Genomic DNA, 25,662 nt, shown 5'->3' on the forward strand with positions numbered 1-25,662 from the left:
AAACGCCCGGTTACATTCCGAACCCGGAAGCTAAGCCTCACAGCGCCGATGGTACTGCAGGGGGGACCCTGTGGGAGAGTAGGACGCCGCCGAACAATCTTTGGGAGGACCCCTGGTCACCAGCGTTCAGCTGGGACCAGGGGTCCTTTCGTTTTTACAATGCTTGCGGTACCGAAGACAGGAGTCACCATGTCCACCAACTCTCCCGACGACCGACCGGAGCGCGACCAGCGGCGACGGGACAGTGGTGACCGCGGCGGCTACCGCGGCGACCGTGGCGGCTTCCGCCGTGACAACGACCGTGGCGGTTACGGCAGTCGGCGCGATGACCACCGCGGCGACCGCGGCGACCGCGGAGGCTTCCGACGCGACGACCGACGTGACGACCGTCGCGATGACCACCGTGGTGACCGGCGCGATGAGCGTCGTGATGACCGAGGTGGGTTCCGGCGTGACGACCGTGGTGGTTACGGCCGTAGGGACGATCGTCGTGAGGGGGACCGGGGCGCGCGTCCGGCGTTCCAGCGGGACGACCGTGACCGCGGTCCGCGCCGCGACGACCGGCGTGACGAGCGTCCGTCCTTCCGCCGTGACGACGACCGTGGCGGTTACGGCCGGCGCGATGACCACCGTGGCGACCGTGGCGGTTTCCGCCGTGACGACCGGCGTGATGACCGCCGTGACGACAGCCGGGGCGAGCGCGGAGGCTTCCGCGGCCGGGACGACCGTGGTGGTTATGGCCGTAGGGACGATCGTCGTGAGGGGGATCGGGGTGCGCGTCCGGCGTTCCAGCGGGACGACCGTGACCGTGGTCCCCGCCGGGACGACCGCCGCGACGACCGTGGCTTCCGGCGCGACGACCGGCGTGATGAGCGCCGCGACGACCGGGGTGGCGACCGTCCGTCCTTCCGCCGTGACGACGACCGTGGCGGTTACGGCCGGCGCGATGACCATCGCGGCGACCGCGGAGGCTTCCGCCGTGACGACCGGCGTGACGACCGGCGCGATGACCGCCGTGACGACAGCCGGGGCGAGCGCGGAGGCTTCCGCGGCCGGGACGACCGTGGTGGCCGTGGGCCCCGTCGGGACGACCGCGGTGGGCGGCCCGGTGGCTTCCGAGGACGTGAGGACCGGCGTGACGACCGCCGGGGCGGTGGCCGGTTCCGCGACGAGCGTGACCGTGACCGGGACCGCGAGCCGATCAAGCGGCTGCCGATCCCGGAGGACGTCACGGGTGACGAGATCGACAAGGACGTCCGGCAGGAGCTCCAGAGCCTGCCCAAGACGCTCGCGGAGGACGTCGCCAAGAACCTGGTGATGGTCGCACGGCTCATCGACGAGGACCCCGAGGGCGCCTACGGCTACTCCAAGGTGGCCCTGCGGCTGGCGTCCCGCGTGGCCGCCGTGCGCGAGGCCGCCGGATTCGCGGCGTACGCCAACCAGAAGTACGGCGAGGCCCTCGCCGAGTTCCGTGCCGCGCGGCGGATGACCGGAACCGTGGAGCTGTGGCCGGTGATGGCCGACTGCGAGCGCGGGCTCGGGCGGCCGGAGAAGGCGCTGGACATGGCCGGTGCCCCGGAGGTGCACAAGCTGGACAAGGCCGGTCAGGTCGAGATGCGGCTCGTCGCGGCCGGTGCCCGGCGTGACATGGGCCAGCTGGACGCGGCCATCGTGACTCTGCAGAGCCCGGAGCTCGCCTCCAGCTCGGTTCAGCCGTGGACCGCGCGCCTGCGGTACGCCTACGCCGATGCCCTGCTGGCCGTCGGCCGGGAAGCCGAGGCGCGGGAGTGGTTCGCGAAGGCCGTGGAGGCCGACCGGGACGGCAGCACGGACGCCTCCGACCGGCTCGCCGAGCTGGACGGCGTGGAGTTCGTCGACGCCCTGGACGAGGGTGAGGCCGAGTCCGTCGAGCCCTCGGAGGAAGACGGCGACGAGGACTGACGACGGCCACTGAGAAGAGGGCGGGTTCCCCGAGGGAGCCCGCCCTCTTCGGCGTTCCGGACGCTCAGATGTCCAGTGCCCGCAGTACCAGCCCCGACGCCGGCTTCGGGCCGAACGACGTCGACTTGCGGGGCATCGTGACCCCCTGGCGGGCCAGATCGCGTACGACCTCCTCGCGGACCGGGTGCATCAGGACGGCCGTACCGCCGTCGCGTTCGGCCTTGGCGACCGTCGCGGCCGTGTCGTGGATGTACGCGATGTGGGCCGGGGAGTCCTCGGGGATGTGCCAGACGTGGTCGAGGAGCGTGGCGTGCAGGACCGTGGCGTCCAGGGAGCGCCAGGCGGCCGGGCGGTCGGCCGGGATCGTGCGGGCCAGCAGGTCCGGGTCCGGGCGGTCGAGGAGGTGGAAGGCGCCGTCGCCGGCCAGCAGGAAGGCGTTGCCCGCGCAGGAGGCGTCCGCGAGGGCCTCCAGGGCCTCGGTGAGCGGCGCGTCGAGGCGCCGTACCCGGAACAGGCCCCGCACCGCCGCGAGCGCGTCCGCGACCGGCAGGCCGTGCAGCAGGCGGTGGATGGCGCGGACGCGCAACGGATAGCGGGCGGTGTCGACGAGCAGGACCAGGCCGTGGTCCCAGGGGCTGGGGGAGGGGTGCTCGGCGCGCAGCCGCAGGTAGGTGGCCCAGCGGTGGTGGCCGTCGGCGATCAGGGCCTGCTGGTGGGCGAGGTCGGAGCGGATGCGGGCCAGGTCGGCGGGGTCGGTGACGGACCAGAGGCGGTGGTGGTAGCCGTCCTCGGTGGTCGTGTCCAGCAGCGGGGGCTTCTCCGCCGTGCGCTCGACGACCTCGGCCGCCGTGCCGTCGCCGCGGTAGGTCAGCAGCAGTGGCTCCAGGTTCGCGCGCGTGGCCCGCATCAGGGCCGCGCGGTCGGCGACCACGGGCGGCATGACGTCCTCGTGCGGCAGCACCACGCCCTCGGCCGGCGCCGAGACCCGCAGGGCGCCGATGACACCCCGCTGGAGCATGCCGCTCTCGTCGCGCTGCTCGTAGACGTACAGGCCGGGTTCGGGGTCCGCGGTGAGGATGCCCTCGTCCAGCCAGCGGCGCAGGGTGTCGGCCGCCTGCTCGGTGCGGGCGCTCGGGGTGCCGGCCTGGGGCAGGATCAGTCGGACGATGTTGTACGGGTCGGCGGACTGGAGGTGGTGCACCCCGTCGGGGCGGACGACGACGTCGTACGGCGGGGAGGTGACGGAGGCGAGGCTGCCGACCCGGTCGGGGTCGTAGCGAAGGCCGCGGAAGGGCATGAGTTCCAGGCCCTGGCGCGTCGTTGCTTCCGAGTGACCTGCAGTGTTCATCCCGGCATCGTACGTGTGTCAGTGGCGTGCGGGATGATCGGGGGAAAGGCGACGGACAGCCTTCGGACGTCGGTGGACGAGGAGCGATGTGGAATGAGCCAGGCGGTCAGGACGAGGCCCGAGGGCAGTGGGCAGCCCCTGAGCGAGGCGTACGACACGGCGCTGCTCGATCTGGACGGGGTGGTGTATGCCGGCGGGAGCGCGATCGCACACGCGGTGGACTCGCTGGCGGTGGCGCGCGCGGGCGGTATGCATCTGGCGTACGTCACGAACAACGCGCTGCGGACGCCGGACGCGGTGGCCGAGCACCTGACGGAGCTGGGCATACCGGCGGGCGCCGATGACGTCATCACCTCCGCGCAGGCGGTCGCGCGGCTGATCAGCGAGCAGGTGCCGGCCGGGGCGCGGGTGCTGGTGATCGGCGGCGAGGGGCTGCGGGTCGCGCTGCGCGAGCGGGGCCTGACGCCGGTGGAGTCGGCGGACGACGATCCGGCGGCGGTCGTGCAGGGCTACGGCGGGCCGGATCTGACCTGGGGCCGGTTCGCGGAGGCGTCGTACGCGGTCGCGCGCGGGGTGCCGTGGTTCGCGTCCAACACCGACCTGACGATCCCGAGCGGACGGGGCATCGCGCCGGGCAACGGGGCGGCGGTGGAGGTCGTACGGATCGCGACGGGCAGGGAGCCGCAGGTGGCGGGCAAGCCGCTGCCGCCGATGCACCGCGAGACGATCATCCGGACCGGCGCGAAGCGGCCGCTGGTGATCGGGGACCGGTTGGACACGGACATCGAGGGCGCGTTCAACGGCGGGGTGGACTCGCTGCTGGTGCTGACCGGTGTCACCGACGCCGCCAGGCTGCTCGCGGCGCCGCCGCAGCACCGGCCGACGTATGTGGACGCCGATCTGCGCGGGATGCTCACCGGGCAGCCGGAGGTCACCCCGCTTGCGGAGGGTTTCCGGTGCGGTGGCTGGACGGCGACGGCCGGGGCGGACCGGCTGGAGCTGGAGGGTGACGGGGAGCCGCTGGACGGGCTGCGTGCGCTGTGCGCGGCGGCCTGGACGGCGGCCGGCGAGGGCTCCTGCGGGCTGGACGGGGGGAAGGCGCTGGCGCGACTGGGACTGTGAGCAGGGTTCAGGGGGAGACGCGTCCGCACCCCGGGGATCGAGATCGATAGCGAGGGTAGGCTAACCTAACCTCGTGTTGGTCGACAGTCCTCCGGAACAGCGCGCGGAAACCGCCCCCGCGCCCCCAACCCGCCGGGCGGCAAGGGCCCTTGGGCTCCTGCTCTCCGCCGCGATCCTGGTGCTCGTCGCCCTGGCGAGCATCGCGATCGGGGCGAAATCGCTGTCGGTGGACCAGGTCTGGCACGGCCTGTTCCACGACACGGGCACCTACGGCGACGTCGTCGTGGACGAGCGGCTCGCGCGTACGGCCCTGGGGCTGCTCGCCGGTGCCGCGCTCGGCCTCGCGGGCGCGGTGCTGCAGGCGCTCACCCGCAATCCGCTGGCCGATCCCGGACTGCTCGGGATCAACGCCGGTGCCTCGGCCGCCGTCGTCACGGCCATCACCTACTTCGGCGTCACCGGCCTCACCGGCTATGTGTGGTTCGCCTTCCTCGGGGCGGCGGCGGTCGGCGCGCTGGTGTGGTTCCTCGGCGGCAGCCGCGGCGCCACCCCGGTGCGGCTCGCGCTCGCGGGTACGGCGATCAGCGCCGCGCTGTACGGCTATCTCCAGGCCGCGATGATCCTGGACGACGCGGCGCTGGCCAAGATGCGCTTCTGGACGGTGGGTTCGCTCGCCTCGGCCACGAACTCGACCATCGTGCAGGTGCTGCCCTTCCTCGCGGCCGGCATGGTCCTCGCGCTCGCGCTGGCCCGGCCGCTGAACGCCGTGGCGATGGGCGACGACACGGCCCGCGCCCTCGGCGCGGGCCTGGGCCGCACCCGTGCCCTGGCGATGCTCGCCGCCACCGTCCTGTGCGGTGCCGCGACCGCCGCCTGCGGCCCGATCGTCTTCGTCGGCCTGATGGTGCCGCACGTCGTGCGCTCCTTCACCGGCCCGGACCTGCGCTGGATCCTGCCGTACGCCGCGGTCCTGTCACCGGTGCTGCTGCTCGGCGCGGATGTCGTCGGCCGGGTCGTGGCCCGCCCATCGGAACTCCAGGTCGGCATCGTCACCGCGATCATCGGCGGCCCGGTCTTCATCTTTCTCGTACGACGGCGGAGGACGGCCCAGCTGTGAAGAGCCGAACCATGAACCGGGCCGTCCGCACTCCCGGCGGGCTGTCCCTGCGCCTGGACCTGCGGGCCCTGCTCGTCGTCGCCCTGCTGCTGGCCGCCGCCGGTGCCGCCGGTGTCGCGCTGATCGGCACCGGGGACGCGAGGATCCCGGCGGCCGACGTGCTCAGGACCCTCGCCGGGAATGGCAACGCCTACCAGGACTTCATCGTGAACGAGCTGCGGCTGCCGCGCGTCCTCGTCGGGCTGCTGGTCGGCGCCTCGCTGGGCCTCGGCGGCGCGCTGTTCCAGTCCGTCTCCCGCAACCCGCTCGGCAGCCCGGACGTGCTGGGCCTCTCCCAGGGCTCGACGGCCGGCGCGCTGGTCGTCATCGTGCTGCTGTCCGGCAGCACCGCCCAGGTCACCGTCGGCGCGTTGATCGGCGGGCTGGTGACCGGACTCGCCATCTATCTGCTCGCCTGGAAGCAGGGCGTGCACGGATACCGGCTCGTCCTGGTCGGCATCGGTGTCTCCGCGATCGCCACCGCGGTCAACGGCTATCTCCTCACCGAGGCCGACCTGGTCGACGCGGCCCGCGCGGTGGTGTGGATGACCGGCTCCCTGGGCGGCCGTGACTGGGACCAGGTCTGGCCGCTGCTCGCCCTGTGCGCCGTCCTCGTCCCGCTGGTCCTCGCCAACGCCCGCGGCCTGCGGATGCTGGAGATGGGCGACGACGTCGCGAACGCCCTCGGGGTGCGGGTGCAGCGCGTCCGGCTGGTGCTGATGGTCTCCGCCGTACTGCTCACCGCGGCCGCCACCGCCGCCGCCGGGCCGGTCAGCTTCGTCGCGCTCACCGCCCCCCAGCTGGCCCGCCGCCTGACCCGCTCGCCGGGCCCGAACCTCGTGCCCTCCCTGTGCATGGGCGCCGCCCTGCTGGTCGCCGCCGACTGGGCCTCCCAGCGCGCCATCGGCGCCGACCAGCTGCCCGTCGGGGTGGTCACCGGCGTCCTCGGGGGCGCCTATCTGCTGTGGCTGCTGGTCACCGAGCGCAGGGCGGGCCGGATATGACCGCCACCGGCGCGCCGAACAACCCAAGGAGCACTGTGAACCGCCTGTCCGCCCAGAACGTCACCCTCGCCTACGACCAGTGCGTCATCGCCGAGCAGCTGTCCGTGGAGATCCCGGACAACTCCTTCACGGTGATCGTCGGTCCGAACGCGTGCGGCAAGTCGACGCTGCTGCGGGCGCTGTCGCGGATGCTCAGGCCCAGCCAGGGCCGGGTGCTGCTCGACGGGCAGGTCATCCAGTCGATGCCCGCCAAGAAGGTCGCCCGCACCCTCGGCCTGCTGCCCCAGTCGTCCATCGCGCCCGACGGCATCACCGTCGCCGACCTCGTCGGCCGGGGCCGCTACCCGCACCAGGGCCTGCTGCGCCAGTGGTCGGCCGAGGACGAGCGGGTCGTGAGTGAGTCGATGCGGCAGACGGGGGTCGCCGAGCTGGCCGACCGGTACGTCGACGAGCTGTCCGGCGGGCAGCGGCAGCGGGTGTGGATCGCCATGGCGCTCGCCCAGCAGACCCCGCTGCTGCTTCTGGACGAGCCGACCACCTACCTGGACATCCAGCACCAGATCGACGTCCTTGACCTCTGCGCGGAGCTGCACGAGACCCAGCGCCGCACCCTGGTCGCCGTCCTGCACGACCTCAACCACGCGGCCCGCTACGCCACCCACCTCATCGCCCTGCGCGGCGGCGAGGTGATCGCCGAGGGCGCCCCGAACGACATCGTCACGGCCGAGCTGGTGGAGCGGGTGTTCGGGCTGCGGTGTCAGGTGATCGACGATCCGGAGACCGGGACGCCGTTGGTGGTGCCCGCAGCGAGGAAGGCGCGGCTCACAGCAGCTTCCTGAGCCGGAACAGATCCAGCAGGTTCGCCTCCAGCCGCACCCGGCCCCTGCCCCAGGCGGTCGCGAAGTTCAGCTCGCCGTCCACCAGGGCCACCAGGTCGTCCCCGGCCATGGCGAGCCTGAGCTGCGCCTTCTCCCGCGGCGGGCCGGGGTGGGTCTGGTCCACCTCGATCCGCCCGCCCGTCATCCGGCCGACGAAGGTGACGTCCAGGTCGGTGATGTGACAGCTCACCGAGCGGTCCAGGGCGGCGGCCGCCCCGACGTCGCCCTCGGCGCCCTGCATGTTGTCCGAAAGCTTTCCCAGTGCGGCGCGGCACTCCTCGATCGTGGCCATCGCCCACGACGGTACCCCAGCGGTTCGCGGTAGCGTCGGGGCATGAGCGACTCGGTTCCGGAGACGGAGAACCCGCAGGATGCGGTGCGGGAGGCGGCGGAGGCACTTCAGGCGTACGACCCCGCCGCGCCCGCCCCTCTGAACGTCCCGCGCACCCCCACGGGCAGTGCCGAGGTCGACGCCCAGCTGGAGCGGCTGGCCGACGCCGACCACCTCGCCACCGACGGCCACATCGAGGTGTACGAGGATGTACACGGGGGGCTGCGCGACGCGCTCACCGCGCTCGACGCCCGCCCGGGACCTCCGGCCCCCCAGTCACCCCCGTACCACCAGAGCAGGAGCTGAACCGAACGTGGCAGGAGTCGCACGCCGCCGTCTGGACGCGGAGCTGGTCCGCCGGAAGCTCGCGCGCTCGCGCGAGCACGCCAGCCAGCTGATCGCCGCCGGGCGGGTCACCGTCGGCAAGACCGTGGCGACCAAGCCGGCCACCCAGGTGGAGACCGCCGCGGCCATCGTGGTCCAGGCCGACGACAGCGACCCCGAGTACGTCTCCCGCGGCGGGCACAAGCTCGCCGGCGCGCTGGAGGTCTTCGTGCCGCAGGGCCTCGTGGTCGAGGGCCGGCGCGCGCTGGACGCCGGCGCGTCCACCGGCGGCTTCACCGACGTCCTGCTGCGCGCGGGCGCCGCGCACGTGGTCGCCGTGGACGTCGGCTACGGACAGCTCGCCTGGTCTCTCCAGAACGATGAACGCGTCACCGTCAAGGACCGTACGAACGTACGCGAGTTGACGCTCGAGGCGATCGATGGGGAACCTGTGGATCTTGTCGTGGGCGATCTGTCCTTCATCCCGCTCGGGTTGGTGCTGCCGGCCCTGAAGCGGTGCGTGAAGCCGGACGCCGACCTGGTGATGATGGTCAAGCCGCAGTTCGAGGTCGGCAAGGAGCGGCTCGGCAGCGGGGGTGTCGTACGGAGTCCGCAGTTGCGGGCGGAGGCCGTGCGGAAAGTGGCCGGGAAGGCCTGGGAGCTGGGGCTCGGGGTGCAGTCAGTCACCGCCAGTCCGCTGCCCGGCCCCTCGGGGAACGTCGAGTACTTTCTCTGGCTGCGGGCGGGGGCACCCGAGGTGGACCCGGCCGACGTCGACCGTGCAGTGGCGGAGGGGCCGCGTTGACACAGAACCTGGTGCGTACTGTTTTCCTGCTCGCCCACACCGGGCGGCCCGCGGCGATCCGCAGTGCGGAACTCGTCGTCAAGGGCCTGCTGCGGCACGGCATCGGGGTGCGGGTGCTGGAGGAGGAGGCGCGCGACCTGCCGCTGCCGGACGAGGTGCAGCTGGTCAAGGAGGCCACTCCGCAGTGCCTCGACGGGTGCGAGCTGCTGATCGTGCTCGGCGGCGACGGCACGCTGCTGCGGGGCGCCGAGTTCGCCCGCGCCTCCGGGGTGCCGATGCTCGGCGTCAACCTCGGGCGGGTGGGGTTCCTCGCGGAGGCCGAGCGGGACGACCTCGATCGGGTGGTCGACCGGGTGGTGGCACGGTCGTACGAGGTCGAGGAGCGGATGACCGTCGACGTCGTCGTGCACCGCAACGGGGACATCGTGCACACGGACTGGGCGCTGAACGAGGCGGCCGTGCAGAAGGCCGGCGCCGAGAAGCTGCTGGAAGTCGTGCTGGAGATCGACGGGCGCCCGGTGACGGGGTTCGGGTGCGACGGCGTCGTGCTCTCCACGCCGACCGGCTCCACGGCATACGCGTTCTCTGCCGGCGGGCCCGTGGTGTGGCCCGAGGTGGAGGCGCTGCTGATGGTGCCGATCAGCGCGCACGCGCTGTTCGCGAAGCCACTGGTGACCTCGCCGGACTCGGTGCTCGCGGTGGAGGTGCTGCCGCACGTCCCGTCCGGGGTGCTGTGGTGCGACGGGCGGCGGACGGTCGAGTTGCCGCCGGGGGCGCGGGTGGAGGTGCGGCGGGGGGCGGTGCCGGTGCGGCTTGCTCGGCTTCATCACTCTTCGTTCACGGATAGGTTGGTGGCGAAGTTCGCGTTGCCGACGACCGGGTGGCGGGGGGCGCCTCACTAGAAAGAGCGGCCTGTGTGCACTCCCCGCCCCGGACCTCGTATGGTCTGTTCCGTGTTGGAGGAGATGCGGATACGGTCGCTCGGGGTCATCGACGATGCCGTCGTCGAGCTGTCGCCCGGGTTCACCGCCGTCACCGGTGAGACGGGTGCGGGCAAGACCATGGTGGTCACCAGCCTGGGGCTGCTGCTCGGTGGGCGGGCGGACCCGGCGCTGGTGCGGATCGGGGCCGAGAAGGCGGTCGTGGAGGGGCGGGTCACCGTTCCCGCCGGCACCGCCGCCGTCGTACGCGCGGAGGAGGCCGGGGCCGAGCTGGACGACGGGGCCCTGCTGATCAGCCGTACCGTTTCCGCCGAGGGACGTTCCCGGGCTCATCTGGGCGGGCGCAGCGTGCCCGTGGGGCTGCTCGCCGAGCTGGCCGACGACCTGGTGGCCGTGCACGGGCAGACCGACCAGCAGGGGCTGCTGAAGCTGTCCCGGCAGCGGCAGGCGCTGGACCGGTACGCGGGCGACGCCGTCGCCGTACCGCTCGCCAAGTACACCGAGGCCTACCGGCGGCTGCGGGCCGTCGCCGCCGAGCTGGAGGAGATCACCACGCGCGCGCGTGAGCGGGCGCAGGAAGCCGACATGCTGCGGTACGGCCTCGAGGAGATCGCCGCCGTGGAGCCGCGCGCCGGGGAGGACGCCGAGCTGTCCGAGGAGGCCGAGCGGCTCGGGCACGCCGAGGCGCTGTCGTCCGCCGCGACGGCCGCGCACGCCGCTCTCGCGGGCAATCCCGAGGACCCCGAGGGGATCGACGCCCAGGCCCTCGTCGCGGGCGCCCATCGCGCGCTGGAGGCCGTGCGCTCGCACGACCCGGCGCTGGCCTCCCTCGCCGACCGGATCGGGGAGATCGGGATCCTGCTCGGCGATGTCGCCGGGGAGCTGGCGGGGTACGCCGACGACCTGGACGCCGATCCGCTGCGGCTGGCCGCGGTGGAGGAGCGGCGGGCGGCGCTGACCGCGTTGACGCGGAAGTACGGCGAGGACGTGAACGCCGTCCTCACCTGGGCCGAGCAGAGCGCCGCCCGGCTCACCGACCTGGACGGCGACGACGAACGGATCGCGGAGCTGACCGCCGAGCGGGATGCGCTCCGTGCCGAACTGGGCGGTCTGGCCCAGGCGTTGACGGACGCGCGGGCCGATGCCGCCGAACGGTTCGCCGCCGCCGTGACGGCCGAGCTGGCCTCGCTGGCGATGCCCCACGCGCGCGTGTCGTTCGACATCCGGCAGACCGAGGACCCGGAGGGCGTCGAGGTCGGCGGGCGTACGGTCGCCTACGGGCCGTCCGGCGTGGACGAGGTCGAGCTGTTGCTCGCCCCGCACCCGGGTGCCCCGCCGCGGCCCATCGCCAAGGGCGCGTCCGGTGGTGAGCTGTCCCGGGTGATGCTTGCCGTGGAGGTCGTGTTCGCGGGCACCGACCCGGTGCCGACGTACCTCTTCGACGAGGTCGACGCCGGAGTCGGCGGCAAGGCCGCGGTCGAGATCGGGCGCCGGCTGGCGAAGCTCGCCAGGACCGCGCAGGTCGTGGTCGTCACCCACCTGCCGCAGGTCGCCGCCTTCGCCGACCGGCAGTTGCTGGTGGAGAAGACCAACGACGGCTCGGTGACCCGCTCCGGCGTGAAGGTCCTGGAGGGCGAGGAGCGAATCCGCGAGCTGTCCCGGATGCTGGCCGGCCAGGAGGACTCCGAGACGGCCCGCGCCCACGCCGAGGAACTGCTGGCGACGGCCCGGGCGGACCTGTAGGCGGCCCGGCTCCTAGGCCCTGTCGTCAAACTCCCGTCTGCCCCGCGACGCCATGCACGCACTCTCGCCCGGCACTCCCCCAGCCTTCGGCCGGGGGGACCCCCAGAGCACGCACCTACGGCATTCATGAGCCGCTCCGCGGCGGGCGCAGGGCCGCCCTTCGGGCGACGACGGGAGTTTGACGACAGGACCTAGGGTGGCGGGATGATCGTCAAGCGTGAGTCCCGCTCCTTCCTGCTGTCCGCCGCGCTCACCCGGGCCGGCCAGGCCCTCCTGCGCAGCGATCCGCCCGGCGGACGGGAGCGCTGGGAACGGAGGAACCACGCCGGGCGCACGGTCGGGCTCTACGCCGGGCCCGCCTCGGCGATCGGTGCGGCCGTCGCCGCCGCGCGGGTGCGTCCCGTGGCCGGGTTCGCCGTGCTCGCCGCCGGGGTCTGCGGGGCGTACGACGATGTCGCCGGGGACGACCGGCGGGGGTTCCGGGCGCATCTGCGGGCTTTGCGGGACGGGGAAGTCACCAGCGGGGCCGTGAAGTTGTTCGGGATCTCGGCCGCCGGGCTGGTCGCGGGGGCGCTGATGAAGGAGCGGCCGCTGGACAAGCTGCTCGCCGGGATCGTGATCGCCGGCACCGCACACTTCGTGAACCTCGTCGACGTACGGCCCGGGCGGGCCGCGGGGGCGGTGCTCGCGCTCGGGGCGCCGGGGCTGCTGCGCAAGGGGCGGGGGAGCGAACTGTCGGCCGTCGCGACGGGCGGCGCCGCGGCCGTCCTGCCCGACGACCTCGGGGAGCGCGTGATGATCGGGGACACGGGGGCGCACGCGCTCGGCGCCGCGCTGGGGGCGGCCGTCGTGGCGGGCAACCGGCGCGCGGGACTGCTCGCGCACGCCGTCGCGGTCGTGGCCGCCGCCGTCCACGGGGACCGGGTGAGTGCGTGGGCGCGGGCGCTGTGAGCGTCTGACCTCGCCGGACGCAATCGCACAGCGTTTGCCCGCGCCGAGCTTTTCTTCACCCGTGTGGGTGACGTGCTCCGGCGCATTGCCCCGGCCCGCCGCACAGTGCGCCCTGAAGGATTTCCCGTAACGGCCGTGTCCCCTGGCATGCTTGAAGGCACACGGTCCGCGCGGGAGGGCGCGCGGGGTACGTCCTTCCGCCCCCTTGAGCCCGCTACCTTCTGTACGTTTCCTCGTGACCGCCCACGCCGAACCAGGAGCCCCGGCCCCGTGAGCCCCCTGAGCAGCAACGCACCGCACGGCCAGTCGCCGCTGCGCACCGTGCAGGTGCTGGGCGGGGGCAACGCCGGCAGCAGCGCGCACGTGCGCTCGCTGACCGAGGGGCTCGTGGCGAGGGGCGTGCGGGTCACGGTGTGCGCCCCCGTCGAGGCCGACCGCGCCTACGACTTCACCGGTACCGGCGCCGACCATGTGCACGTGCCGCGCAGCAGCGACCCCGTCTCCGTGGCCGCGCTGCGGACGGCCTGCGCCCACGCCGACCTGGTGCACGCGCACGGACTGCACGCCTCCTTCCGGGCCGTCCTCGCGCTCAGCGGCCGCAGCACCCCGCTGGTGGTGACCTGGCACAACCGGGCCCAGGCGGAGGGCCCGCGGGCGCATCTGCTGCGGCTGCTGGAGCGGCGGGTGGTGCGCACGGCGGCCGTGGTCCTCGGCACCAGCTCCGACCTGGTGGACCGGGCCCGGGACACGGGGGCGCGGGACGCCCGGCTCGCCGCCGTCGGCCTGCCGGGGCAGCGGCGGCCCGTCGTCCTCGACGACCCCGACCGGCTGCGTCCCAAGGTCCGGGCGGAACTCGGTGCCATCGGCCGCCCGTTGCTCATCGCGGTCGGTGCCCTCGACGGGCAGCGCGGCTACGACCACCTGCTCGACGCGGCCCGCGCCTGGCGGGAGATGGACCCGGTGCCGCTGGTCGTCATCGCCGGCGAGGGGCCGCTGCGGGCGGCGCTGCAGCGGCGGATCGAGGACGAGGAACTGCCCGTACGGCTCGTCGGGCGCCGTGAGGACGTGCCCGATCTGCTCGCCGCCGCCGATCTCGCGCTGCTCACGAGCAGGTGGGAGTCGAGGTCCGTCCTCGCCCAGGAGGCCCTCTACGCGCGCGTGCCCCTCGTCGCGACCCGGGTCGGCGGCATCCCCGACCTCGTCGGCGACGCGGCCGAACTCGTCCCGTACGGCGACCCGGAGGCGCTCGCGGCCACCGTCGTACGGCTCCTCGCGGACCCGGAGCGCCGGGAGGAACTGCGCGAACGCGGGGTCCGGCAGGCGGCCGGCTGGCCGACCGAGGACGAGACGGTCGCCCAAGTGCTCAGCATCTACGACGAGTTGACCCAGCCGCGGCCACTCGCTTAGGAAGCGTGAGCTCAGGGCACGTGCCGACGGGCCCGCAGGGCCAGGCTCAACGCCAGGACCGTCTGCGGGTCGTCGAGGTCGGTGCCCAGCAACTCCCCGATGCGGGCGAGCCGGTTGTAGAGGGTCTGCCGGTTGAGGTGGAGCTCGCGGGCCGTCTCCGCCTTGCGGCCGGCGTGCGCCAGATAGGTCTGCAGGGTCGGCAGCAGCGGCGGCTTGGACCGGTTGTCGTGCTCGCGCAGCGGGCCGATCGCCCGGTCCACGAACGCGGCGAGGTCCGGATGGTCGCGCAGCCGCCACAGCAGCAGGTCGATGTCGAGGCGGCGGGCGTCGTACCAGGGCCGGTCGGTCAGGCCCTGGGCCGCGGTCGCGGTCTCCGCCGCATGCCGCAGCCCCGCGGAGGCGGCCGCCCAGCCGCCGGCCACGCCGACCACCACGACCGGCGGCGGCGAGCCGGGCCGGCGCATCCCCGCCCGCTCCACGCCCGCCCGCAGCGCCGCCGCCACCCGGTCGGCGACCGCCGAGCGCTCCGCCTCCGCGCGCAGGCCCAGCAGCACCAGCACCCGGCCCTCCACCGGCCGAACACCCAGCAGCACCGGCACGCCCACGGCGGCCAGCTCCTCGGAGACCGCCCGCGCCAGCACCGCCCAACCCCCGCCGGGCGCAAGGGAGTCACCGATCCGCATCACCACCGGCAGCAGCGGGCTGTCGCCCGGCTTGAAGCCGAGGACCCGGGCCTGCGCCGGGGCGTCCTCCGCGGTGATCCGGCCCTCGGCGAGATCCGTGAGGAAGTCACCGCGCCCGCGCGCCGCCAGCTCCTCCTCCTGCCGGGCCTGCATCAGCACCACGGCCAGGATGCCCGCGGCCCGCTCGGCGGCGATCCGGTGCACCGGGGCCAGCGGGGCGCGGACCGGCAGCAGGACCAGGCGGGCCCGCACGGAACCGGCCGTACCGGGCCCGCCGCCGGGCACGTCCACCAGCACCGAACCCGCGGGCGGCGGCGCGCCCTTGTGCGGGCCGCGCAACCCCTCCCACACCTGCAGCGGGTCCGCGCCCTCGGGCCCCTCCCCGGCGGCGTACAGCAGGCGGCCGTCGGCCGTCTCCAAGAACACCGGGTTGCCGCTGAAGTCCGCCAGGATGCCCAGCACCTGCGGCACCCCGCCGCCGCCCAGCAGCGCCTCGGTGCACCGCCGGTGCACCTCCTCGGCCCGCTGCAGCAGGGCGTAGTGGCCGTTGACGATCTCGGTGTGGATCTCCTCGGTCACCGTCACGAACGGCACCTCGCGGTGCAGCTGGACCAGCGGCAGCCCGGCGGCGCGGGCGGTGTCCACCAGAGCCGAGGGCAGCCGGCTGAAGCGCGGGCCCAGCTCCACCACCAGCGCGGCGATCCCGCGCTCGGCGAGGGTGCGCACGAACGCCCGCTGTTCGGCCGGGCGGGTACCGAGGCCGTAGCCGGTGGTCAGGAGCAGCTCGCCGCCCTTGAGCAGCGAGGCGATGTTGGGCACCTCGCCCGCGTGCACCCAGCGCACCGTGCGGCCCAGCCGGTCGGCACCCGCCAGGATCTCCGGCAGCCCGCTGCGCAGACCGGGCAGTTCCAGCGCGCGCTGAACGGTGATCCCGGCGCCCTGGGTGTCGAATCGGCTGTCCGTACGGCTGTCCATGCAGCGGACGCTACCTGCGTAAACACCCTTCAGGACAGCTCCGGGCTACACGGGCGCGATGTTGTGGTTGAACCGGAAGACGTTGTCGGGGTCCCAGCGCCGCTTGACCTTCTCCAGACGCAGCAGGTTCCCGGCGCCCAGGCCCGCCCGCACCCGCTCGGGCCCCTCGTCGCCGATGAGGTCGAGCGGGACGGCACCGGTGCGCCACGGCCGGACGTCGGCGCACACCTCCCGCACCCAGGCGAGGGCACGCTCGTCATCGGCCGGGTCCGTCCAGCGGGCGAAGGGGTGCAGCAGCCAGGGCGCGTCCCGGTACGGCACCGGGTACGCGGCCGGGCCGGTGACGGCCGCACCGCCCAGCGGGAGGAGCACGGGACGGAAGCCGCCCGGCGCCGGTACGGCCTGCGCCCGCGCACAGAAGACGTCCACCAGCTCGTCCGGCAGGCCCGTCAGGCACTCCGCCGACCAGTGGGCCCGCCCGGCCGGGGAGCACAGCAGGCGCCCGGCCTCGGCACCGGTCAGCTCGGCCGTGTGCGGCAGCGCCAGCAGCGGTTCGGCGAGTTCGCGCAGCTCCGCCTCGCCACCGGCGTAGGTCAGCAGCGTGCCGCACAGCACCCTGTCCGGGGCCAGATACATCACGGCGCCGCTCACCTCGTCCGGACCGGTGCGGACGAGCTCACGGAAGGCGCGGACCACGTCCGGGCCGGACTCCGGCAGGCACAGCAGCAGCACCTGGGACAACTCCGGCAGCTCGTGCAGCTCCAGGGTGAGCGCCGTCGCGACGCCGAAGTTGCCGCCCCCGCCGTGCAGTGCCCAGAACAGCTCGGGGTTCTCATCGGCGTTGGCGTGCACCCGCTCGGCGTCGGCGGTGACCAGCTCGACCCCGATCAGGTCGTCCACGGCGAGGCCGAAGGCACGGTCCAGCCGGCCGGTGCCGCCGCCGAGCACGAAGCCGCCGACACCGGTGGCCGAAGCAGGGGCGCCGGCGGTCGCGAGGCCGTACGGCCGGGTCGCCCGGTCCAGGTCGCCCATCGTGGCGCCGCCCTCGACCCGGACCGCCTCGGCCGCCGGGTCGACGGTGACCGAGTGCATCCGGCGCAGGTCCACCACGAGCGCGCCGTCGACCCGGGCCCCCGCCAGGCCGCGCCCGCCGCCGCGCACCGCGATGTGCAGGTCCAGCTCGCGCGCGAAACGGACGGCTCGCGCCACGTCGGCCGGGTGCAGGCACTGGGCGATGACGGCCGGGCGCGGGTCGATCATCGCGTTGAAGACGACCCGGGCCTCGTCGTAGCCCGGGTCCCCTGGGGCGAAAACCTCGCCCGTCAGATCCTCACGGAGCGCGGCGAGGGCCGTGTGCGCCGTGGAACGGGTGGCCATGGCCGAAAGCCCCCTTCCAGGAGGGGTCACCTTCCAGCCTAGGGGCCCGCTAACCCCCGTACGCCCCGGACGCCGTCAGCCGCAGTGCGGTGTCGATCAGTGGCACGTGGCTGAACGCCTGCGGGAAGTTGCCCACCTGACGCTGCAGGCGCGGGTCCCACTCCTCCGCCAGCAGGCCAAGGTCGTTGCGCAGGGCGAGGAGCTTCTCGAACAGCTTGCGGGCCTCGTCGACCCGGCCGATCATCGCCAGGTCGTCCGCCATCCAGAACGAGCAGGCCAGGAAGGCGCCCTCGTCGCCGGGCAGGCCGTCGACGCCCGCGTGGGCGCCCTCCGTCGGGTAGCGCAGGATGAACCCGTCCGGGGTGGACAGCTCGCGCTGGATCGCCTCGATCGTGCCGATCACCCGCTTGTCGTCCGGCGGCAGGAAGCCCATCTGCGGGATCAGCAGCAGCGAGGCGTCCAGCTCCTGGGAGCCGTAGGACTGCGTGAAGGTGTTGCGCTCCTTGTCGTAGCCCTTCTCGCACACGTCCCGGTGGATGTCGTCGCGCAGCTCCTTCCAGCGCTCCAGCGGGCCGTCCGCGTCCCCGGACTCGATCAGCTTGATGGTGCGGTCCACCGCGACCCAGGCCATCACCTTGGAGTGCACGAAGTGCCGGCGCGGGCCGCGCACCTCCCAGATGCCCTCGTCCGGCTCCTGCCAGTGGTCCTCGAGGTAGCGGATCAGCTTCAGCTGGAGCAGGGAGGCGTAGTCGTTGCGGGCCAGGCCCGTCATGTGCGCCAGGTGCAGGGCCTCGGTGACCTCGCCGTACACGTCCAGCTGGAGCTGGTGCGCGGCGCCGTTGCCCACCCGGACCGGGGCCGAGGCCTCGTAGCCCGGCAGCCAGTCCAGCTCGGCCTCGCCCAGCTCGCGCTCGCCGGCGATGCCGTACATGATCTGCAGGTTGTCCGGGTCGCCGGCGACCGCGCGCAGCAGCCACTCGCGCCAGGCGCGGGCCTCCTCGCGGTAGCCGGTGCGCAGCAGGGAGGACAGGGTGATCGCCGCGTCGCGCAGCCAGGTGTAGCGGTAGTCCCAGTTGCGGACCCCGCCGATGTCCTCCGGGAGCGAGGTCGTCGGGGCCGCGACGATGCCGCCCGTGGGGGCGTACGTCAGGGCCTTGAGGGTGATCAGGGAGCGGACCACCGCCTCGCGGTACGGCCCGTGGTACGTGCAGTGCTCGACCCACTCGCGCCAGAACTCCTCGGTCGCCTCCAGCGAGGCCTCCGGCTCCGGCAGCGGCGGCGGCTCCTTGTGCGAGGGCTGCCACGAGATGGTGAACGCGATCCGGTCACCCGGGGCGACCGTGAAGTCGGCGTACGTGGTCAGCGACTTCCCGTAGGTCTCGGCCTCCGTGTCGAACCACACCGAGTCCGGCCCGGCGACCGCCACCGTACGGCCCTCGTGCTTGTGCACCCAGGGGATGACCCGGCCGTAGGAGAACCGCATCCTGAGGGCCGAGCGCATCGGCACCCGGCCGGTGACGCCCTCCACGATCCGGATCAGCTGGGGCGCGCCCTCGCGCGGGGGCATGAAGTCGGTCACCCGGACCGTGCCGCGCGGGGTGTCCCACTCCGACTCCAGGATCAGCGAGTCGCCGCGGTAGCTCCGCCGGGCGGCCGTGGGCGGCTGGGCGTCGGCGGCGTGGGCCGGGCCGAGCCGCCAGAAGCCGTGCTCCTCGGTGCCCAGCAGGCCGGCGAAGATGGCATGCGAGTCGAAGCGGGGCAGGCACAGCCAGTCCACCGTGCCATCCCGGCAGACCAGGGCTGCGGTCTGCATGTCTCCGATGAGTGCGTAGTCTTCGATGCGCCCGGCCACGTGCAACTCCAGTCGAACGGCCACGTCACCCCCGCGCAGGGGGCTGTCGCTAGTGCGGTCAAGGGGTCGTTGTTATGCGTCGTTGAGCGGTGAAGCAAAGCAGCCCGCCGCGCCCTGAGGCAATACGACAGTCTTTGCTCAACGAACTGCCGCGCTCAAGGTGTTCCGGGTGATGCTGGCGGGGGTGTGCCGTCGTTCCGGCCGGGCTCGGCAGCGAGTGTCCGAGCAGGATACGACGCACGTAGATGATCTGCGTCCCGCTCCGGGCAACCCGTGTGGGCCGAACGGGTGAGCAGCCGGTGATAGCCGTGTGACGTGTGCGTGCCTGTGCTGACATGTGTGGCGACCTGCACCGTCCCGTCGGCCCCGCACCGGGCCGAGCGAGCCGCCCGGTACCCGGGCGAGCGCGGAGCGTGGCCGGAAGCCATCCGTCCCAGGCGCTGATACCCTGGTAGCCCGTGGACCGGTGGGCCCCAGAGGAGAAGAAAGGGGTCCCCCGAACCGCAGCGACGGCACCCCCGGAAGGCTCCGGACGGCAGCCGCACCGCATCACAGACAGCGACCACGGGAGCCCCCTCTTGGCCATGCCGCCGAAATCTACGACGACCAAGCACATCTTCGTCACCGGGGGTGTCGCCTCCTCGCTCGGCAAGGGCCTCACCGCCTCCAGCCTGGGCATGCTGCTCAAGGCCCGCGGCCTGCGCGTCGTGATGCAGAAGCTCGACCCGTACCTGAACGTGGACCCGGGCACGATGAACCCCTTCCAGCACGGTGAGGTGTTCGTCACCAACGACGGTGCCGAGACCGACCTGGACATCGGACACTACGAGCGCTTCCTCGACCGTGACCTGGACGGCACCGCCAATGTCACTACAGGCCAGGTGTACTCGACGGTGATCGCCAAGGAGCGGCGCGGCGAGTACCTGGGCGACACGGTGCAGGTCATCCCGCACATTACGAACGAGATCAAGCACCGCATCCGGCGCATGGCCACCGACGAGGTGGACGTCGTCATCACCGAGGTCGGCGGCACGGTCGGCGACATCGAGTCGCTCCCCTTCCTTGAGACGGTACGCCAGGTCCGCCACGAGGTCGGCCGGGACAACGTCTTCGTCGTCCACATCTCCCTGCTGCCGTACATCGGCCCCTCCGGCGAGCTGAAGACCAAGCCGACCCAGCACTCCGTCGCCGCGCTGCGCAACATCGGTATCCAGCCCGACGCGATCGTGCTGCGCTGCGACCGCGAGGTACCGACCGCCATCAAGCGCAAGATCTCGCTGATGTGCGACGTCGACGAGGCCGCCGTGGTCGCCTGCCCCGACGCCCGCTCGATCTACGACATCCCGAAGGTCGTGCACTCCGAGGGCCTGGACGCCTACGTCGTGCGCAAGCTCGACCTGCCGTTCCGCGACGTCGACTGGACCACCTGGGACGACCTGCTGGACCGCGTCCACAACCCCGACCACGAGATCACCCTCGCGCTGGTCGGCAAGTACATCGACCTGCCCGACGCCTACCTCTCGGTCACCGAGGCGCTGCGCGCCGGCGGCTTCGCCAACCGCGCCCGCGTGAAGATCAAGTGGGTGACCTCGGACGACTGCAAGACCCCGGCCGGCGCCAAGGCCCAGCTCGGCGACGTCGACGGCATCTGCATCCCGGGCGGCTTCGGCGACCGCGGTGTGCTCGGCAAGGTCGGCGCGATCCGCTTCGCCCGCGAGAACAAGATCCCGCTGCTCGGCCTCTGCCTGGGCCTGCAGTGCATCGTGATCGAGGCCGCGCGCAACCTCGCGGACATCCCGGACGCCAACTCCACCGAGTTCGACCCGGCCACCGGCCACCCGGTCATCTCCACCATGGCCGAGCAGCTGGACATCGTCGCCGGTGAGGGCGACATGGGCGGCACCATGCGGCTCGGCATGTACCCTGCGAAGCTCGCCGAGGGCTCGATCGTGCGCGAGGTGTACGACGGCAAGGAGTACGTGGAGGAGCGGCACCGGCACCGCTACGAGGTCAACAACGCCTACCGCGCGGAGCTGGAGAAGAAGGCCGGCATCCTCTTCTCGGGCACCTCGCCGGACGGCAAGCTCGTGGAGTACGTGGAGTACCCGCGTGACGTCCACCCCTACCTCGTGGCCACGCAGGCGCACCCCGAGCTGCGCTCGCGGCCGACGCGTCCGCACCCGCTGTTCGCCGGGCTGGTGAAGGCCGCGGTCGAGCGGAAGATCTCGAAGTAACACAAGGGTTGTACGGTGGCCGGGGCGCGCGCATTCAAAACGATCGCGCCCCGGCCGCTGGGCGTTTTCGGGGAAGGACAGGGCATGACGATCAAGGACACCGCGGAGGAGTGGGAGATCCGGGCGACGGAGACCCCCTTCACGGGCAACAAGACCTCCGTCCGCACGGACGACGTGGTCATGCCCGACGGCTCGGTGGCCCGCCGCGACTACCAGGTCCACCCCGGCTCGGTCGCCGTCCTCGCCCTCGACGAGGAGGACCGGGTGCTGCTGATCAACCAGTACCGCCACCCGGTGCGGCACAAGCTGTGGGAGATCCCGGCCGGCCTGCTCGACGTGCCCGGCGAGAACCCGCTGCACGCCGCCCAGCGCGAGCTGTACGAGGAGGCGCACGTCAAGGCCGAGGACTGGCGGGTGCTGACCGACGTCTACACCACGCCCGGCGGCTGCGACGAGGCCGTACGGATCTTCCTCGCCCGCGATCTGTCCGCGGCCGAGGGCGAGCGGTTCGAGGCGGAGCACGAGGAGACCGACATGGAGCACGCGCGCGTGCCGGTCGAGGAACTGGTGCGCCGCGTGCTGGCCGGCGACGTGCACAACAACTGCCTGGTCGTCGGCGTCCTCTCCCTGGTCGCCGCGCGCGGCGGCGACGGCCTCGACGCGCTCCGCCCGGCCGACGCCCCGTGGCCGGCCCGCCCCTTCCCGTCCTGAGCCACACGCGCCGCCCCGTGCCCCACTCGTAAGGCGCAGTGGTGTGACGATCGCCTGATCCGATCGGGGGACCTGGTCGTCGCGCTCCTCACGGCACCCGCAAGAGCGTGAACTAGGCTCTTCTCGCCCGCAGTGGACCATCCGGCGGGCTTGCGCGTGCGGTGGGACGGGAGTGTGGCCCGTGACGGATCAGGTCGTGGACACAGGCGGCGTGCGGCTCTCGGGTCACGAGAGCGCGGAGAGCCATTTCCTGGGCCGTACACGGGAGTTGAAGGAGCTGCGCGCCGACATCGAGCGCGCGGGTCTGGACACCCTCTCCGGCCGCAAGGCGCCACGCGCGCGCGTGCTCCTGATCGCGGGCCGCCCCGGCTCCGGCCGCACCGCCCTCGCCGGGGAACTCGTACGCCAGGTTGCCGACCGTTACCCCGACGGGGTGCTGCGGGCCCGGCTCAGTGAGCCCGACGGCACCCCCGTCCCCGTCGGGCGCGCCGCCCGTGACCTGCTCGCCGCGCTGGAGCTGCCGGCCCCGGCCGGCGCCGCCGAGGACGACCTCACCGAGGCACTGCGCACCGCCCTCGCCGGCCGGCGCACCCTGCTGCTGCTGGATGACGCGGCCGGCGCCGAGCAGGTCGACGCGCTGCTCCCCGAGGCCCCGGACTGCCTGGTGGTGGCAGTCTCCTCCGGCCCCCTCACCGGCATCGCGGACGTCCGCCCCTGCACCCTGGGCGGCCTGGACACCAAGTCGGCGGTGGCACTCCTCACCCGCTACACCGGCACCGTCCGCATCACGGTCGACCCGCGCTCCGCCGAGAGCCTGGTCGAGGCCTGCCAGGGCCATCCGGCCGCGCTGGTCCTGGCAGGCGGCTGGCTCGCCGCCCGCCCCAAGGCCGCCGTCTCCGACCTCGCCAAACGGCTGCACACGGCAGCCGACGACGGCCCGGACGTCTCCCCGCTGGCCCGTGTCTTCCGGCACGTCCTCGGCGAGTTGCCCGGCCCGGCCGCCCGGATACTGCGCCTGCTCTCCCTCGCCCCGACCGGGCTGATCGACCCGCACACCGCCTCGGCTCTGGCCGGCTGCTCGGTGAGTGCCGCCCGCGCGACCCTGGACGACCTCGTCGCCCTCGGCCTGCTGCGCCCGGTGGACTCCCCGCTGCCCCAGTACGAGGTCCCCGGCTGCCTGCATCCGCTGCTGCACGCCTGCGCCCAGGGCCAGGAGCGGCCCGCGGAGCTGCAGCTGGCCCGGGCGCGGATGCTGGAGCGGACCGTGCGGCTGCTGCAGTCGTGCCGGGCGATCACCGAGACGGACAGCCCGCAGGCCCGGGAGAAGCTGAACGCGATGGCCCCGGAGGTGCGTTTCCCGAACCCCAGGGCGGCCGCCGACTGGCTGCGCATCCGGCGCCCCGCGCTGCTGGCGTGCGCGCGTCTGGCGGTGGCCGACGGCGAGCTGGACACCCTCGCCCGGCGACTGACGTCCCAGCTGGTCAGGGCCTTGGTGGCGCACGTCGGCACGCAGGCCGCCGCCGCCGACCTGTACGAGATGCACAGCCTGGTCCTCGATGTCGCCGAGCGCCGCGGGCTGGCCCGGGAGCAGGCCGCGGCCCTGCTGAACCTGGGTGACGTGGACGCGCAGACCGGCCGTACCCGGGACGCGCTGGCACGGTATCGGTCGGCATTGGACGCCGGACGCCGAGCAAATGACCCGTACGCGACCGGTCGCGCAATGGAATCCGTAGGTGGTGCCTACCAGGAGCTCGCGGACCACGACCGGGCCGCGGACTGGTTCGGCCGTGCCCTCGCCGAGCGGCTGGCCCGCGGCGAGCGTGAGCACGCCGCCCGGCTGTACGGCCGGATCGCCACCGCCCACACCTACGCGGGCCGCTACGGCGAGGCCCTGCGGAACTGGCGGGCCGCCGTCGCCGGCTACCGCAAGGCCGGCGATGTCGCCGCCCACGCGCGGGCGTTGAGCGAGGTGGCCCGGGTGCAGGAGTACGCGGGGCGGTTCGAGGAGTCCCTGCGCACCTGCCACGAGGCGGTGGAGTGGGCTCGGCGCGCCGACGACGTCCGGCTGCAGGCCGCCCTGCAGCTCCGGCTCGCCGACACGCTGGAGCACCTGGGCGACGCGGCCGCCGCCCGTCTGCACCGCACGGCGGCCGCGCGCATGCTGGACGAGGAGGGCCAGGCGGGCCAGGAGGGCGAGACAAGGGCGGAACAGGACACGAACGCCTGCGAAATCCGTAGTGCATCCAGCGAAGATTGATGCAATGAAAGGCTAGACACGCGGAACACCTTCATTAGACTGGCTCTGCCGCACATTCTCCTGCGGTGTCTCCCGGTGTGCCCTTGCGTGCCCGGGTATGTCATGTAATGCACCCCCCATACCCTCTGAGCCAAGGACCGTGATCGACGTGAAGGTCGGCATCCCCCGCGAGGTCAAGAACAACGAGTTCCGGGTGGCCATCACCCCCGCCGGTGTGCACGAGCTGGTGCGCAACGGGCACCAGGTCGTCATCGAGCGGGGCGCCGGCCTCGGCTCCTCCATCACGGACGAGGAGTACGTCTCCGCCGGCGCCGCGATCCTCGACACCGCCGACGAGGTCTGGGCCACCGCCGACCTGCTGCTGAAGGTCAAGGAGCCCATCGCGGAGGAGTACCACCGTCTCCGCAAGGACCAGATCCTCTTCACCTACCTGCACCTGGCCGCCTCCAAGGAGTGCACGGACGCGCTCATCGAGTCCGGCACCACGGCCATCGCCTACGAGACCGTCGAGCTGCCGAACCGCGCACTGCCGCTGCTCGCCCCGATGTCCGAGGTCGCGGGCCGGCTCGCCCCGCAGGTCGGCGCCTACCACCTGATGCGCGCGGCCGGCGGCCGTGGCGTGCTGCCCGGCGGCGTCCCGGGCGTGACCCCGGCCAAGGCCGTCGTCATCGGCGGCGGTGTCTCCGGCTGGAACGCCACCCAGGTCGCCGTCGGCATGGGCTTCGACGTGACCCTGCTCGACCGCGACATCAACAAGCTGCGCGAGGCCGACAAGATCTTCGGTACGAAGGTCAAGGCGATCATGTCCAACTCCTTCGAGCTGGAGAAGGCCGTCCTCGACGCCGACCTCGTCATCGGCGCGGTCCTCATCCCGGGTGCCAAGGCCCCGAAGCTGGTCACCAACGAGCTGGTGGCCCGCATGAAGCCCGGAAGTGTCCTTGTCGACATCGCGATCGACCAGGGCGGCTGCTTCGAGGACTCCCGCCCGACGACGCACGCCGAGCCGACCTTCCCGGTGCACAACTCGGTCTTCTACTGCGTCGCCAACATGCCCGGCGCGGTGCCCAACACCTCCACCAACGCCCTCACCAACGCGACGCTGCCGTACATCGTCTCCCTCGCCAACAACGGCTGGGTCGAGGCGCTGCGCCGCGACGCCGCGCTCGCCAAGGGTCTCAACACCCATGACGGCAAGGTCGTTTACAAGGAGGTCGCCGAGGCGCACGGCCTGGAGCACGTGGAGCTGGAGGCCCTGCTCGGCTGACCCAAAAGGCGATTCGTCAACACGACTCGTCAACAGCGCGCGCCCGGCCGGACCTTGCCCGACAAGGTCCGGCCGGATGTGTGTATGGTCACTTGGCGACTCTTGGCCAACTCGCCTCGAACGCAACCCTTCGACCGATTCGTACACCGGTGAAACCTGCTGTGCGACGGCCGTACGCCCTTGACAGCGAGATGTTTCATTGCCGACACATCCTGCCGGGTCCGGCGGATTGTGTTGCTGCGGACCGCCGACACGCCATAGAGTCGCCAACCGTCGGCATGGTGCCACGCTGACCTTGTCTAGAAGTTTCCTGGTCACCAAGGAGGTAAGACGACTTGTGAATGAGTCGACATTTTCT

20 protein-coding genes, 1 rRNA gene and 1 pseudogene are annotated in these 25,662 nt (G+C 72.9%); 17 read left to right on the forward strand and 5 right to left on the reverse strand.

The window, feature by feature from the left end; translation table 11 throughout:
- From rrf to ACWC2T_RS05070, 3 genes and pseudogenes are all read left to right on the forward strand, one after another.
- A 5S ribosomal RNA gene (rrf, locus tag ACWC2T_RS05060) occupies positions 1–95 on the forward strand; the annotation flags it as partial.
- A 238-nt stretch (positions 96–333) separates the two neighbouring features.
- Positions 334–960, forward strand: a pseudogene (locus ACWC2T_RS05065) (tetratricopeptide repeat protein); the annotation flags it as partial.
- 249 nt (positions 961–1,209) lie between these two features.
- On the forward strand, positions 1,210–1,941 hold the full coding sequence (locus ACWC2T_RS05070; RefSeq protein ID WP_450669345.1) for a hypothetical protein: 732 nt from the start codon (positions 1,210–1,212) through the stop codon (positions 1,939–1,941).
- Between the two features lie 64 nt (positions 1,942–2,005).
- Here the strand turns inward: ACWC2T_RS05070 and ACWC2T_RS05075 are convergent, their stop codons facing one another.
- The gene (locus ACWC2T_RS05075; RefSeq protein WP_450669075.1) at positions 2,006–3,289 is read right to left on the reverse strand and encodes a DUF1015 domain-containing protein; all 1,284 of its coding nucleotides are present in this window, start codon (positions 3,287–3,289) and stop codon (positions 2,006–2,008) included.
- Between the two features lie 93 nt (positions 3,290–3,382).
- Here ACWC2T_RS05075 and ACWC2T_RS05080 point away from each other — a divergent pair, with 93 nt between their 5' ends.
- From ACWC2T_RS05080 to ACWC2T_RS05095, 4 genes are all read left to right on the forward strand, one after another.
- On the forward strand, positions 3,383–4,411 hold the full coding sequence (locus ACWC2T_RS05080) for an HAD-IIA family hydrolase (protein ID WP_450669076.1): 1,029 nt from the start codon (positions 3,383–3,385) through the stop codon (positions 4,409–4,411).
- A 73-nt stretch (positions 4,412–4,484) separates the two neighbouring features.
- Positions 4,485–5,528 carry a FecCD family ABC transporter permease gene (locus ACWC2T_RS05085; protein ID WP_450669077.1) on the forward strand — a complete coding sequence of 348 codons (1,044 nt, stop codon included), beginning with the start codon at positions 4,485–4,487 and terminating at the stop codon, positions 5,526–5,528.
- 11 nt (positions 5,529–5,539) lie between these two features.
- Complete coding sequence (locus ACWC2T_RS05090; protein ID WP_450669078.1) at positions 5,540–6,571, forward strand: FecCD family ABC transporter permease; 1,032 nt, start codon at positions 5,540–5,542, stop codon at positions 6,569–6,571.
- Entirely contained in the window at positions 6,568–7,410 is an 843-nt protein-coding gene (locus ACWC2T_RS05095) for an ABC transporter ATP-binding protein (RefSeq protein WP_450669079.1), read from the forward strand. Before ACWC2T_RS05090 ends, ACWC2T_RS05095 begins: the two co-directional genes overlap by 4 nt.
- Here the strand turns inward: ACWC2T_RS05095 and ACWC2T_RS05100 are convergent.
- Positions 7,394–7,741 (reverse strand): sterol-binding protein, encoded by a 348-nt coding sequence (locus ACWC2T_RS05100; RefSeq protein ID WP_450669080.1) that lies wholly within the window; start codon positions 7,739–7,741, stop codon positions 7,394–7,396. The two genes, ACWC2T_RS05095 and ACWC2T_RS05100, sit on opposite strands and share 17 nt — an antisense overlap.
- Positions 7,742–7,783: 42 nt before the next feature.
- Here ACWC2T_RS05100 and ACWC2T_RS05105 point away from each other — a divergent pair, with 42 nt between their 5' ends.
- From ACWC2T_RS05105 to ACWC2T_RS05130, 6 genes are all read left to right on the forward strand, one after another.
- A complete protein-coding gene (locus tag ACWC2T_RS05105) occupies positions 7,784–8,086 on the forward strand; it encodes a hypothetical protein (RefSeq protein WP_450669081.1) in 303 nt (100 codons plus the stop codon).
- Positions 8,087–8,093: 7 nt separating this feature from the next.
- The gene (locus ACWC2T_RS05110) at positions 8,094–8,909 is read left to right on the forward strand and encodes a TlyA family RNA methyltransferase (RefSeq protein ID WP_450669082.1); all 816 of its coding nucleotides are present in this window, start codon (positions 8,094–8,096) and stop codon (positions 8,907–8,909) included.
- Positions 8,906–9,811, forward strand: a complete 906-nt coding sequence (locus ACWC2T_RS05115) for an NAD kinase (protein ID WP_351206919.1) — start codon at positions 8,906–8,908, stop codon at positions 9,809–9,811. Before ACWC2T_RS05110 ends, ACWC2T_RS05115 begins: the two co-directional genes overlap by 4 nt.
- A 39-nt stretch (positions 9,812–9,850) precedes the next feature.
- Positions 9,851–11,593: a DNA repair protein RecN gene (recN, locus tag ACWC2T_RS05120; RefSeq protein ID WP_450669083.1), complete on the forward strand. Its 1,743-nt coding sequence runs from the start codon at positions 9,851–9,853 to the stop codon at positions 11,591–11,593.
- 204 nt (positions 11,594–11,797) lie between these two features.
- On the forward strand, positions 11,798–12,544 hold the full coding sequence (locus ACWC2T_RS05125) for a hypothetical protein (protein ID WP_450669084.1): 747 nt from the start codon (positions 11,798–11,800) through the stop codon (positions 12,542–12,544).
- Between the two features lie 270 nt (positions 12,545–12,814).
- On the forward strand, positions 12,815–13,951 hold the full coding sequence (locus ACWC2T_RS05130) for a glycosyltransferase family 4 protein (RefSeq protein ID WP_450669085.1): 1,137 nt from the start codon (positions 12,815–12,817) through the stop codon (positions 13,949–13,951).
- An 11-nt stretch (positions 13,952–13,962) separates the two neighbouring features.
- Here ACWC2T_RS05130 and ACWC2T_RS05135 read toward each other — a convergent pair whose 3' ends face one another.
- The 3 genes from ACWC2T_RS05135 to ACWC2T_RS05145 are packed head-to-tail and all read right to left on the reverse strand — an operon-like array spanning position 13,963 to position 18,838.
- Positions 13,963–15,609, reverse strand: coding sequence for a PucR family transcriptional regulator (locus ACWC2T_RS05135; RefSeq protein ID WP_450669086.1), 1,647 nt, complete (start codon positions 15,607–15,609; stop codon positions 13,963–13,965).
- 45 nt (positions 15,610–15,654) lie between these two features.
- Positions 15,655–16,986, reverse strand: coding sequence for an FAD-binding oxidoreductase (locus ACWC2T_RS05140; protein ID WP_450669087.1), 1,332 nt, complete (start codon positions 16,984–16,986; stop codon positions 15,655–15,657).
- Between the two features lie 49 nt (positions 16,987–17,035).
- Positions 17,036–18,838, reverse strand: a complete 1,803-nt coding sequence (locus tag ACWC2T_RS05145) for a glycoside hydrolase family 15 protein (RefSeq protein ID WP_450669346.1) — start codon at positions 18,836–18,838, stop codon at positions 17,036–17,038.
- Positions 18,839–19,422: 584 nt separating this feature from the next.
- Here ACWC2T_RS05145 and ACWC2T_RS05150 point away from each other — a divergent pair.
- From ACWC2T_RS05150 to ald, 4 genes are all read left to right on the forward strand, one after another.
- Entirely contained in the window at positions 19,423–21,072 is a 1,650-nt protein-coding gene (locus ACWC2T_RS05150; RefSeq protein ID WP_450669088.1) for a CTP synthase, read from the forward strand.
- An 84-nt stretch (positions 21,073–21,156) separates the two neighbouring features.
- Positions 21,157–21,783, forward strand: a complete 627-nt coding sequence (locus tag ACWC2T_RS05155; protein WP_450669089.1) for an NUDIX domain-containing protein — start codon at positions 21,157–21,159, stop codon at positions 21,781–21,783.
- A 181-nt stretch (positions 21,784–21,964) separates the two neighbouring features.
- Positions 21,965–24,040, forward strand: a complete 2,076-nt coding sequence (locus ACWC2T_RS05160; RefSeq protein WP_450669090.1) for a tetratricopeptide repeat protein — start codon at positions 21,965–21,967, stop codon at positions 24,038–24,040.
- 148 nt (positions 24,041–24,188) lie between these two features.
- Positions 24,189–25,304, forward strand: coding sequence for an alanine dehydrogenase (gene ald, locus ACWC2T_RS05165; protein ID WP_450669347.1), 1,116 nt, complete (start codon positions 24,189–24,191; stop codon positions 25,302–25,304).
- Positions 25,305–25,662: the final 358 nt, after the last annotated feature.

The sequence above is a fragment of the Streptomyces sp. NPDC001393 genome, from assembly GCF_053597455.1.

What these genes read in the sequence shown, in the direction of transcription:
- ACWC2T_RS05075 (WP_450669075.1), bottom strand. Translation starts at nt 3,289, where the DNA reads ATGAACACTGCAGGTCACTCGGAAGCAACGACGCGCCAGGGCCTGGAA.
- ACWC2T_RS05080 (WP_450669076.1), top strand. Translation starts at nt 3,383, where the DNA reads ATGAGCCAGGCGGTCAGGACGAGGCCCGAGGGCAGTGGGCAGCCCCTG.
- ACWC2T_RS05090 (WP_450669078.1), top strand. Translation starts at nt 5,540, where the DNA reads ATGAACCGGGCCGTCCGCACTCCCGGCGGGCTGTCCCTGCGCCTGGAC.
- ACWC2T_RS05095 (WP_450669079.1), top strand. Translation starts at nt 6,568, where the DNA reads ATGACCGCCACCGGCGCGCCGAACAACCCAAGGAGCACTGTGAACCGC.
- ACWC2T_RS05100 (WP_450669080.1), bottom strand. Translation starts at nt 7,741, where the DNA reads ATGGCCACGATCGAGGAGTGCCGCGCCGCACTGGGAAAGCTTTCGGAC.
- ACWC2T_RS05105 (WP_450669081.1), top strand. Translation starts at nt 7,784, where the DNA reads ATGAGCGACTCGGTTCCGGAGACGGAGAACCCGCAGGATGCGGTGCGG.
- recN (WP_450669083.1), top strand. Translation starts at nt 9,851, where the DNA reads ATGGTCTGTTCCGTGTTGGAGGAGATGCGGATACGGTCGCTCGGGGTC.
- ACWC2T_RS05125 (WP_450669084.1), top strand. Translation starts at nt 11,798, where the DNA reads ATGATCGTCAAGCGTGAGTCCCGCTCCTTCCTGCTGTCCGCCGCGCTC.
- ACWC2T_RS05135 (WP_450669086.1), bottom strand. Translation starts at nt 15,609, where the DNA reads ATGGACAGCCGTACGGACAGCCGATTCGACACCCAGGGCGCCGGGATC.
- ACWC2T_RS05140 (WP_450669087.1), bottom strand. Translation starts at nt 16,986, where the DNA reads ATGGCCACCCGTTCCACGGCGCACACGGCCCTCGCCGCGCTCCGTGAG.
- ACWC2T_RS05150 (WP_450669088.1), top strand. Translation starts at nt 19,423, where the DNA reads ATGCCGCCGAAATCTACGACGACCAAGCACATCTTCGTCACCGGGGGT.
- ACWC2T_RS05155 (WP_450669089.1), top strand. Translation starts at nt 21,157, where the DNA reads ATGACGATCAAGGACACCGCGGAGGAGTGGGAGATCCGGGCGACGGAG.